Genomic DNA, 11,652 nt, shown 5'->3' with positions numbered 1-11,652 from the left:
GCTCTTGCTCTTGCTCTTGCTCTTGCTCTTGCTCTTGCTCTTGCTCTTGCTCTTGCTCTTGCTCTTGCTCTTGCTCTTGCTCTTGCTCTTGCTCTTGCTCTTGCTCTTGCTCTTGCTCTTGCTCAAGAGTTTGATGCTCAGAAGCTATCTCTGCCAACAAGTTAAGCAACTTCGCATCAACATCTGCACTTAAGCCCGCAGCTGTCTGATCCATCATATCGATCAAACCATCATGACCCTGTTTGATCGTCGCAATAAATTTGGAACTTGGCGCACTTTCAGAATGATTGATTACATCATATGCACTTTCTAAAGCACGACATAACTCTACAATGGCATTCAGACCTGACACCTTCGCGCCGCGTTTAAGCTTTGTAACTTCATCATAAAGCTTATTGAAGTCTTCATTAGTAATCGCGCCTTGCTGCCACTGATCAATAATGCGCTCCGCATCGAGCAAAATATCCAAGCCTTCAGTTAGGAACATTGCAACCAACTGAGGGTCTTGCGTATTCGGTATCAAGGCATCAGTTTCTTGTTCAAGATCTGACATGCGGTGCTGTTTATACGCAGCTAACTTGGCAACTAATTCTATTGATCCTGGAACACTTTGCTGAGGCGATGACTCTAGCTGCGCAATACCTTTACGACACACATCCATGCTCTCTTGCATTAATGCTGCTAGCTTGGCATCAACTTCCAAGCCATTAGCGCGCAACTCTTTCACAAGGTGCTCTAGCGGTACGGCAATCTCAGCAATTGGCTGAATGCCTGCTGTATTCGCACTACCTTTGAGCGTATGAAGCGCACGAGATAACGCATCGTTCACAGCAATCGGCTGGTCACCCTCAACCAACATCGCAAAGTGCACAATAGTATCGATGTGCTGCGTCGCTTCTTGCTCAAAAATACTTAACAAGGAATCTTCAATTTCTTCAGAAGCAACAGTTTTCTGAACCGGCTCTTGCGGATTTTCCGATTCTTCCACTTCACCCGTAGATGGGGCAGAAAGCTCTACTTGCTCACCCGCTATCAATGCTTGCGCATGCGCTTCAACTTCAACAGGATTGAGCACTGGCGCCTGACGTAATTTAAAGTTTTCGACTAAAGCTGGAATATGCGCCGCAATATTCTGAACAAAATCAGCGATAGAGGAATTCATCTCTGTTGTCGCATCAATAATACGATTAAGAAGATTTTCAACTGCCCATGCTATTTCACCAATATCGAGGGCTTCCACCATGCGGCCACTGCCCTTGAATGTATGAAATGCACGGCGCAACTCTGTCAACGCTTCTTTGTCCTCATAATTGTCTACATAGCGCGGTAAATAAGTTTGAATCGTCTCGTTTACTTCTTCCGCTTCTTCAACAAAAATTTCTAGAATTTCATCGTCAATTAAATCATCGTCGGACTCGTCTTGCGGTGCTTCAACTTGCGTAGCGTCGATATCGTTTGCCGGCGCGACTTCAGCTTCAATCTCGATATGCTCTTCGTCTGAAAATTCTTCTGCAACTTGTCCGTCAAACACTACCTTAACTTTCTCAGCCAAAGACTGACTTAAATTAGAGTCTTGCCCTTTTGAGAACGCTTCTAACAACGGAGCCATGTTTTGACGAATCTGATCGATGACATCGAGTTCACCAGCTTTTATTTCAATGGTTTGCTCAATTCGCTTATTAAGTCGCTCTTCCACAACCCAGGCTAGATCTGCAATCGCATTTGCACCAACTAACTTGCCACTACCTTTCAAAGTATGGAAAGCACGACGAAGCTCAGCCAAAGCTTCCTGATTCGCGGCATCAACTTGCAATACTTTAGTCGCCGCTTCGATGTCAGCAGCAACTTCTTCTACTTCTTCAGCAAAGATTTCTAGGATATCTTGATCAATTAACTGCTCATCGCTTTCCTTCGCGACTGACTCTGGCGCTTCACTAGCCGCTTCAGATATGTGGTGAGGGGAAATATGCGTAGTTGCATCCGATCCATTCGTCACGCCAAGCTTATGCAAGCTTTCACGCGCAACTTCCAAGAAGCGGTCGCTTTCTGAAGCACCTTCAGAGAGGCGTTCGATGTAGTACTCAATACTACTAATTGCATCAGCTAAGCGATCTAGCTCTGACCAATCAGGCTTTACTATCTCTCGAATTAAACGTTCGCTGATATATCGACTGCAGCCACTAATCAATTCAGCAGCTTCTTCCAAAGGAATAATCTGTAAGCCACCACGAACACTTTCTAGAATCGCGGGAACACCCTCAATCTGCTTGATATCCCAATTAGAAGTAATAAAACCAACAATGCCATTTTTAGCTAATTCAATTGATGCTTTAGATGCCTCAATCACTGCTGCATTAGCATTCTCAAATTGCTCAACCGGCACGGCACTAGCAGCCTCAGGGCCTTCAGCGAGATGTCGAACTTGAACTTCAACAGACAAAATCGCGTCAGCAAGATTCATCATTGAGTCTTGATCAACCGAAACAAAGTCTTTGCTATCTAAGACATTGATCTGCTCTTCTAGAACTTTTTCTGCATCAGAAATACCGACCATTTGTAGCGAACTGGCCATCTGACGAAGCGCCGGAATTAACTCTTTCAAGTCATCGACTTGAGCGCTCTGATCTCGGGATACAAGGTCAATTTTATCTTTGAAAGAAGCAAGCTCTTCCATCAAAACAGAAGCAATCGTACTTAGCGTTGATTTATCTGGGCCAAGAATCTCTTTTTCTGGGTCGTCATCGATTTGCAATCCAAATTGATCGCGCAATGAAGTAATTCGCTCCGATGAAGCGTCGCTTGTTGCAACATAATAAAGAAGATTTTCCAACAAAGATGTCGGCACTAAACGTGTCATCGCATCATCAGCTTCTTCAATCATAGCCTTAAGCTGAATATCAAGTTCACGCAGTAATTGCTTTTGCGCGCTGCCTAGGCTCTCTTCAGATGCATTCAAGGTCTCTAAGAAGGCGTAAGCAATCGTCCACAATTGACCTAAAGGACTTCCTTTACTAAATTTTTCTAAACGCTCAATCACTTTGCTTAAAAAATTCAAATGCTCTTGAGAGTTGGTATTGCGAATAACGTTTGCCAGAGAAGACTGAAAACGTTGACGAAGCTTACGAAGGTTTTCAGCAACTTTCTTATCCTGCATGCGCGCATTTAAAACAGGATTCGGCTCGATAACATTGCCAGCTAAATCTGGATGAAAGCCCGCCGCAACAAACTCTTCACCTTTAGCCGCTTTAAGGTCATTGAAGACAAGGACCAAAGTAGAAGGAACATCAGCTAGGGCTTCATTAGCAGCTTCTAAATAATTCTGCAGATGAAGAATACCTGCCATCAAAGCTTCTAAAGCTTCATCAAAACTGGCAACCGAATTATCTCGAAGAGCCGCGCATAGCTCTTCCATTTGGGAAGCAACCGTAGCCGCACCGTATAATTCGACCATTTTTAATGTGCCGACAACTTGATGCAGATGGCTCAAGCAAAAATTTAACTGCGTAGGTTCTGAACGATCATTTGCGAAAAGTTCGAGTGCATTGCGCGCAAGCAACAGAGTCTGATCTACCTCTGCCCTAACCCAATCAAGTGCAATGTTTTGATGGCTACTGGCCATTACTCGATACCTCTAATTTTTATTAGTCTCTAACACGCTGGAAAGCCAAGGCGCGTTTATCATCAACTCTTTTCAATTTCGGGTGGCTCCAATCAAGTGCTTCTCCAGCACCAATAATCAGAACACCACCAAGTGCGAGTCGATCACCTAGTTCATTCAAAATTTCATGCCGAAGCTCGTTACGAAAATAAATCAGAACATTCTGGCAGTAAATTAAGTCCTGATTATTGATCGGGCTTTGACTTATATCGCGCATATTCTGTTTCGCAAAACATACACGCTGACGAATGTTTTCCTTAACCTGAAATTCATTTTCAGCTAGCTGTGTGAAGTACGTGCTTTTCCATGCTCGAGGCAACCCAGTCATACGACGTTGTTCATACACCGCGTGACGCCCCTTCCCTAAAACTCCCCAGCTCACATCAATGCCTGTGACACCAAACTTAGGCTCACACTTAATTTCTTTGAACAAGCTATCGCATAAAAATGCCAAGGAGTAACTTTCCTCGCCACTACTGCACCCTACGCTCCAAATAGCTAAGTTCCGGTCTTTCTTTCTCTTTAAGCGACTCTTCATTACCAAGTAAGCAAGAGCCATTGCATTGGAGTCTCGATAAAAACGTGTTTCACCGATAACTAATCGATCCAACAATACCAACCATTCTCCTAGCCCCTGCAAGGGTGCCGATACCTCTTGAAGGTAATGGTCGTAATCGTTATATCCCAATTCGCGCATGCGAATGGTCAAACTAGACTGTAAACGGGATTTTTGATCTAAAGGAAAATGTGTACCAAGCTTCTCTTCAACAAACGACCGCCAACTTTCAAACTGGCGGTCATCCATATTCGGAATGATCAATTCATCTTGACTCATGTCGCTTGTAAACATCCCTTGGGGTTGAACAGACATTTAATTCGGCTCAACCGTACAATCACAGATTACGAAGCTTGCACAGCTTCATCATCATCCAAAGGAAGCTTAAAGCCTGATACCGATTCTCTTAGCTGGCTAGCAGTTTGAGCAAGGTGGCCAACGGATTCTGCCGTTGCACTCGTACCCGCTGTTGTTTGCGATGTAATCTCTTGGATTACATTCATCGTGTTTGATACATGGCCTGCAGACATCGACTGTTGTCGCGATGCATTGGAGATGTTTTGAATCAAGTCAGCTAGGTTCATCGATACGCTCTCGATCTCTTCTAGCGCAACACCCGCGTCTTGAGCCAAGCGAGCCCCACGTACTACTTCGGCAGTTGTTTGTTCCATTGAGATAACTGCTTCGTTCGTATCCGTTTGGGTTGTTTTAACAAGTGCCTCAATCTGTTTCGTCGCTGCCGATGAACGTTCTGCTAGGCGCTGAACCTCGTCCGCAACAACCGCGAAGCCTCGACCTGCGTCACCCGCCATCGATGCCTGAATTGCGGCGTTCAAAGAAAGAATGTTTGTTTGGTCGGCAATGTCGTTGATCAAGGATACGATATCGCCGATTTCTTGCGAAGATTCACCCAGTCGTTTGATACGCTTAGATGTTTCTTGTATCTGCTCACGAATTGTATCCATACCGTTAATGGTATTGTTTACAACGTCAGAGCCTTTTTTCGCGATCGTTACAGATCGCTCCGCAACCGCGGCTGATTCTGCTGCATTTGAAGATACCTGATCAATCGACACAGCCATCTCATTGATCGCCGCAGACGCACCAGCAATTTCTTGTGCTTGGTTTTCTGAAGAGTCGGCCAACTTCATAGTCGCACCCTGCGTTTCACTCGCAGAAGAGGCAACCTGTACAGCCGTATCTCGAATTGCTTTTACCAGACCACGCATCTGATCGATCGCGAAGTTAATGGAGTCGGCTATCGCGCCGGTGAAATCTTCCGTTACTGTCGCTTCAGTTGTGAGGTCACCATCTGCCAGATCAGCTAGTTCGTCTAGTAAACGCAAAATTGCGTTTTGATTTTGCTCATTTTGCTCTTCTGTCATACGCAAACGCTTTTGCGATTCCTGATAAAGCAACACACCAATGACAACGATTAACGCAATAATTAGAGCCAAAATAAAGTAGGCAAGGGCAGCACTGAAGAAGCGGCCATCGGCTTGGCTTTGCACGCTATTGGATAGAGCGTACGTTTCATCAAGTAGCGCAATAGAATCTTCAAAGATTAAGTTAGCCGCTTTACGCACCTTGAATAACTCAGGGGAAGTTTCAAGAATTGCTTGTACGTTACTATCAACATACTCGAACAACTCGGCAATCGCTTCTAGACCATAAATCGCGTCTTCATCTGTCACTTGCGAAATTTCCATGGCCTCATTGCCATCGAACATCGAGTTCATAACACGACCAAACAAGCGCGCATCTTGACCAAAACGATTCGCTGCAATCGCAGCATCCTCATCACCGGATAGAATGTTATTTACACTTCGAACAATACGTTCAGCACGTAGAGATTGACGTTCAGCTACGGAGATTTGGTCGGCTGGAGCATCACCATCAAGAAGAATCGATACAACGTCCTCATACTCCACCTGAAGTTCAGGGATGGTGTCGTTTAGAGTTTGCGCGATCTGGTGAAGGCTAAGAACGGTGTCTTGGTTTTCAAGAATACGGTCAGCATTGGAACGCACATTCTCCCAACGCGCCGTTACGCCCGTCTCGATAGGTAGAACGGATGCCGGCAAGCCAGTCTCTGGATTACCATTGACGATATATCCAAGTAGCTTTTCAAAATCTTCACGCGAGCGCTTTAACTGCGCGAAAGCTTCTTCTTTACCAGATGCAGCTTCCGTCGAGTTTTTCGCAATTTCTTGAGAAAGTACTCTCAAGTCACTGGCGTACGCACTGTAATCTCTATCGTAACTACTATCACGCCCGATAAAGTAAGAAACCACTATTAGAAAAACTAACAATGTGACGAGGGCTATCCCTAACCAAAAGATAACCCCTGTGTTATCTTGATCAGAGCTGAATCTTCCGGACATAATCTTCATTTTTTTTCTGGCTCCCGGCCTTTCGCAGTTCTTACTATTTTTGTGTCAATGACACGCTTGTAAATCTGGCGTCTGATACCAATCGCTTAGCATCAAACACCAACCAATCTTTACCATCTCTATTGAATGCACCATCCACAAAGGCAACGATATTTTTCGACAATGGTTCTGAAGTGGTATTTTTCAATCCTTCTTGTTCGAAGTGTTGCATGCCCTGAACGTGGTCGACCAATAAACCACTGAGCATGTCGTTATGTTCCACAACAAGAATTCTTTTATCTCGAGATCTAATCCGTTCGCTTGGTACGCCAAAAAAACGAGACAAATCAATGATAGGAATGAGGCGGCCTCGAATATTGGAAACACCCAACACCCAAGCTTTTACTCCAGGAATAACGGTATATTTTGGAACATGTAATAGCTCGGACACGGACCCCATGCCGGCTATGAATTGATAACCCGCTAGCGAAAATCCGATACCACTAAAATATTCACGAACTTCTTCTTGGGCAGGCAAGCCTACAGAAAACTGCGCACTTTTCTTCGCTATATCTCGTAAAGCATCAAACGAGTGCGCGACTTCACTACTCATACTATTTAATCAAGTAACTCGTTAATGGTAGCGATGAGGTCATTTTCGCTAACTGGCTTAACTAAGTATCCTTTCGCACCTTGGCGCGTACCCCAAACTCGATCGGTCTCTTGATCTTTGGTAGTAACAATCACTACTGGAATGTCAGCGGTCTCAGGTGTTCTCGTTAATTGACGAGTTGCTTGGAAACCGTTTAACCCAGGCATTACAACATCCATCAAAATAAGATCAGGACGTTCCTGACGTGCAACGGCTACGCCATCTGCGCCATTATCAGCTGTAATTACTTCGTGTTTATGCTGGTCGAGAATTGTTGAAATCTTGCGAATTTCTGTTGGTGAATCATCGACGATAAGTATACGAGCCATAGCTCTCCCTCATTTAATTCATCTTGCGATGAGAGAATTGTTAATCCTTTACTTAGCCATTTTGAGGTGCATGATTACGAATCGTACTCAGCAACTCATCCTTACTAAACGGCTTAGTTAAATATTGATCTGAACCCACAATACGGCCTTTAGCCTTATCAAACAGACCATCTTTACTCGATAGCATAATGACCGGGGTTGATTTAAAAGCACTGTTATTTTTGATCAAAGCGCAAGTTTGATAACCATCAAGACGTGGCATCATAATATCGACAAAAATAATGTCTGGATTTGAATCTGCAATCTTTGCCAAGGCATCAAATCCATCGGTTGCCGTAATGACCATACAACCTACCTTCTTTAATAAGGTTTCAGCTGTACGTCGAATGGTCTTACTGTCGTCGATGACCATTATTTTTAAATTTTCGAAATTATCTTCCATTTGTATTACTGCCTAGGCAATTACCCGTGCACTGTGTGCGTTTTTTATATAAACAATAGGCGCCATTATTGGTCCATAAAACTTACTATAGACCAATATCTTAAAAGTGTTTCTTAATATCAATTCACGAACTGAATTGCTAAGTATCTATTATGTATAACTTATTTCTGAAACTTGGGCTTATTTTCACTGTCTTAACGACGTCAAAGTCCCACGCATCAAACACTTACCCTGATTTAAGTAGCTTAAGTGCTCTATGACGACTATCTTTGACACCTTATTTTTAAGACTAGTACAAAAATTATTTTTGGTAGGTTTTCTATGGCGATAAAGCTTGGAATTGTGATGGACCCCATCACAACCGTAAACACAAAGAAAGACAGCACATACGCAATGATGCTTGCCGCTGATGCAAAGGGCTGGGAAATCTACTACATGGAGCAAAAAGATTTATCGCTCGTTCAAGGCGAAGCTTACGGCTCTATGCAACGCATACATCTCAAACAAGACCCCGAAAATTGGTACGCATTAGATAACTCAGTCGATAGCCCTCTCACTCAGTTAGATGTTTTATTAATGCGCAAAGATCCGCCTGTAGATAGCGAATTCATCTATGCCACCTATATTGCAGAACGGGCTGAGCAGCAAGGCTTACTAGTGGTCAACAAACCTCAGAGCCTTAGAGACTGTAATGAGAAGGTTTTCGCTACGGCTTATCCACAGTGTTGCCCTCCCGTATTAATCAGTCGCAACCCAAAACAGTTGAGAGCCTTCGTTGATGAGCACCAGCACGTCATTTTCAAGCCATTAGATGGAATGGGTGGCACCTCTATATTTAACGTAAAAGCTGGCGACCCAAATATTGGTGTCATATTAGAAACGCTTAATAATTTTGGTGAAACGCAAGTGATGGCTCAACGCTATATCCCCGAAATATTAAAAGGAGATAAGCGCATACTCATCATTGATGGAAAGCCCATCGATTACGCTTTAGCAAGAATTCCCAGTAAAGGCGAGCATCGTGGTAACTTAGCCGCAGGCGGAAGAGGGGAGGCACAACCGCTTACAGATCGTGATCATTGGATAGTGTCTCAGATTGCTGATGATTTAAAAGCCCGCGGTCTGCTCTTCGTTGGCATCGATGTCATTGGTGATTACCTCACCGAAATTAATGTCACTAGCCCTACGTGCATTCAAGAAATTAATCGCGCCTATGATCTTGATATTGCAGGCGATCTAATGTGCGTTATCGAACAGAAGTTAAATCAATAATTCGTCTAAATAGACCGGAGAGCATGAAGTCGTGGCAGCAATACCTCAAGCAAATATAAAAGCTAGTGACCGCTTGAGCTTCACCATTTTTGTCGCCATTGCACTCCATGTACTCATGGTACTCACCGATTTTATTCAAGATGACCCCAAACCCGTCGCCAAAACCATGGAAATTACCTTGGCACGATTTGATGACGAAAAACGGCCTGACCAAGCAGATTTTTTAGCTCAAACTAATCAGCAAGGCAGTGGAAACGTCGAGGAAAAAGTAAGACAAAGTTCTCCAACTAAGTCGATCGATGAAAGTATGCTAATTCAAGAATCAGCATCTCCGGCCAAACCACAACAACAAGAAACTGAAAAACGAAGCGCTGTGGTAACGCGTGTCGCAGATGATTCTTTCAGTGCGTTGTTCGCTCCCGATCAAGAGTATGTCCCTGATTCTGAGCAGCCTGAATTACGCTCTCTGATTGAGCGCAGCTTGCAAATTGCAGAATTAGAAGCAAGCTACGAAGAACAGCTTCAGCAATATGCCAAAAAACCTCGTGTTACTCGTCTAGCAGCGGCTTCTACAATGAAGGCTGTTGATGCACGTTACGTTGAACAAGTCGTTGCTAAAATTGAGCGGGTAGGGCGTCAATTTTTCCCTACAGATCGTGGACGTAAACTGTACGGAAAGCCTCGCGTTTTAATCTCCATCTATTCAGATGGCAGTCTTAGAGATGTTGAAATTCGTTCAAGTTCTGGTGACCTAGTATTAGATGCAAAAACCAAAGATATCGTCAGCCGCGCCGCGCCCTTTGCTCCCTTCCCAAGTGAAGTAAGAAAAGAACGCGATGTACTTGAACTCATCCGTACATTTTCTTACACAGGAAAAGGTGTATATAGCTTTTAGCGCGACTAAACTACGGCCAGCGCAATATTTGAGAGAGCCAAGTTGACTGATTCAATCAACCTACAAAACCATTTTTTAATTGCGATGCCGCGTTTAGAAGATCCGCACTTCAATGGCACGATCACATACGTTTGCCAACATAATGAAGAAGGAGCCATGGGTATCGTGGTCAATAAAGCCGCTTATCTCGATCTAAATGAAATATTCGAGCAACTCGAGCTTCCTCTTTTAGAAACTGAGTCGCCAATTGAAGTCATGCAAGGCGGTCCGGTTCAAGTCGATCGAGGCTTCGTTCTGCATAACGATGGTTCATCTTGGGACAGCTCCTTTGCCGTAACCAAATCAATTCAATTAAGTACGTCTCAAGATATTTTAGCTGCGATTTCAAAAGGTAATGGCCCAGAAAATTATCTTGTCGCTCTAGGCTATGCTGGCTGGGGCCCAGGACAATTGGAAGAAGAGATCGCTCAAAACTCTTGGCTAACCTGCGTATCTAGTGAAGAAGTGATCTTTTATACCGACACCAAAAGCCGCTATGACAGAGCATTAGCAAGCATCGGGCTAGATGCAAGCCAACTCACATGGCAAGCAGGCCATGCCTAAAAATTATATCTGCTTCGATTTCGGTCTAAAACGCATTGGTGTTGCTGTTGGTAATGACTTCATTGCAACAGCCAAAGAACTATCACCAATAAAAGCGAAAGACGGCACTCCCAATTGGCAACAACTTGAGGCACACCTAAAAGAGTGGCAGCCAACAGCAGCCGTTATTGGCCTGCCGCTTAACATGGATGGAAGTGAGAGTGAGCTCAGTGCTCGGGCACGAAAATTCGCAAATAGAATACATGGTCGCTATCACCTAGCAACGCACATGCAAGACGAACGTTTATCAAGTTACGAAGCAAAAGGAATTGTATTGTCTGAACAGGGGCATAGAGACTTTGGTGAATATTCAGTAGACGGCCTTGCGGCCTGCCTCATCTTAGAAAGTTGGTTTGCGCAGAAGCAAGACGAGAACTAACTCGAAAAGATTAAGATAAGAATCAAAGGAAGATGCACTGATTAAACCCTCAGAATTAAACCAGTGCGAGACAAACTAGTTCACAGCATCTTTAAGCGCTTTGCCAGGCTTAAAACCAACGCTTTTACTCGCTGGTATCTGAATTGTTTTTCCTGTTTGAGGGTTCTTGCCGGTGCGTGCACTACGCTCTCTTTGAGAAAAAGTTCCGAAACCAATCAAACTAACTGGATCGTTTCTGGTCATAGCATTCGTGATTTCATCGGTTAATGCATTGATGACTTCACCCGCTTTATCTTTAGTTAATCCTGTTTTTTCGGCGATAGCTGCTGCAAGTTCAGGTTTTTTCATAACATTTCCTCTTTTATTATTTGCTTTGAAAACGGCGAAGGCTTAACTTTGCTGCCCTTTAAGATAGCGAACTTAAGTAGCTAAGCAATCAAAAAATCAATAATTGC

At 43.9% G+C, this 11,652-nt stretch carries 10 protein-coding genes and 1 pseudogene; 4 read left to right on the top strand and 7 right to left on the bottom strand.

All coding sequences use genetic code 11. The features are described from left to right. The 6 genes from A3762_RS18875 to pilG all read right to left on the bottom strand — a co-directional run. Positions 1 to 3,619: Hpt domain-containing protein (locus tag A3762_RS18875; protein WP_197469390.1), on the bottom strand; the 3,619-nt coding region annotated here is incomplete at its 3' end. Positions 3,620 to 3,641: 22 nt separating this feature from the next. Next, a complete protein-coding gene (locus A3762_RS18870; protein ID WP_082869240.1) occupies positions 3,642 to 4,529 on the bottom strand; it encodes a protein-glutamate O-methyltransferase CheR in 888 nt (295 codons plus the stop codon). A gap of 29 nt (positions 4,530 to 4,558) precedes the next feature. After that, entirely contained in the window at positions 4,559 to 6,607 is a 2,049-nt protein-coding gene (locus A3762_RS18865; RefSeq protein WP_068757118.1) for a methyl-accepting chemotaxis protein, read from the bottom strand. A gap of 34 nt (positions 6,608 to 6,641) precedes the next feature. After that, the gene (locus tag A3762_RS18860) at positions 6,642 to 7,199 is read right to left on the bottom strand and encodes a chemotaxis protein CheW (protein WP_068482899.1); all 558 of its coding nucleotides are present in this window, start codon (positions 7,197 to 7,199) and stop codon (positions 6,642 to 6,644) included. A gap of 5 nt (positions 7,200 to 7,204) precedes the next feature. Further along, entirely contained in the window at positions 7,205 to 7,567 is a 363-nt protein-coding gene (gene pilH / locus A3762_RS18855; protein WP_068482902.1) for a twitching motility response regulator PilH, read from the bottom strand. A gap of 52 nt (positions 7,568 to 7,619) precedes the next feature. Further along, positions 7,620 to 8,009, bottom strand: a complete 390-nt coding sequence (pilG, locus tag A3762_RS18850) for a twitching motility response regulator PilG (RefSeq protein WP_068482905.1) — start codon at positions 8,007 to 8,009, stop codon at positions 7,620 to 7,622. 321 nt (positions 8,010 to 8,330) lie between these two features. On the opposite strand from pilG, the gene gshB reads away from it, so the two are divergent. The 4 genes from gshB to ruvX are packed head-to-tail and all read left to right on the top strand — an operon-like array spanning position 8,331 to position 11,197. Next, the gene (gshB, locus tag A3762_RS18845) at positions 8,331 to 9,281 is read left to right on the top strand and encodes a glutathione synthase (protein ID WP_068757117.1); all 951 of its coding nucleotides are present in this window, start codon (positions 8,331 to 8,333) and stop codon (positions 9,279 to 9,281) included. A 31-nt stretch (positions 9,282 to 9,312) separates the two neighbouring features. Next, complete coding sequence (locus A3762_RS18840; protein ID WP_082869120.1) at positions 9,313 to 10,176, top strand: energy transducer TonB; 864 nt, start codon at positions 9,313 to 9,315, stop codon at positions 10,174 to 10,176. A gap of 42 nt (positions 10,177 to 10,218) precedes the next feature. Further along, positions 10,219 to 10,779 carry a YqgE/AlgH family protein gene (locus A3762_RS18835; RefSeq protein ID WP_068482911.1) on the top strand — a complete coding sequence of 187 codons (561 nt, stop codon included), beginning with the start codon at positions 10,219 to 10,221 and terminating at the stop codon, positions 10,777 to 10,779. After that, entirely contained in the window at positions 10,772 to 11,197 is a 426-nt protein-coding gene (gene ruvX, locus A3762_RS18830) for a Holliday junction resolvase RuvX (protein WP_068757115.1), read from the top strand. Before A3762_RS18835 ends, ruvX begins: the two co-directional genes overlap by 8 nt. 75 nt (positions 11,198 to 11,272) lie before the next feature. Here the strand turns inward: ruvX and A3762_RS18825 are convergent. Continuing rightward, positions 11,273 to 11,548: pseudogene (locus tag A3762_RS18825) on the bottom strand (HU family DNA-binding protein); the annotation flags it as partial. Positions 11,549 to 11,652: the final 104 nt, after the last annotated feature.

It is taken from the genome of Oleiphilus sp. HI0125, from assembly GCF_001635355.1.
The sequence above is the reverse complement of the archived record's forward strand: the minus strand, read 5'-3'. Positions and strand labels throughout refer to the sequence as shown.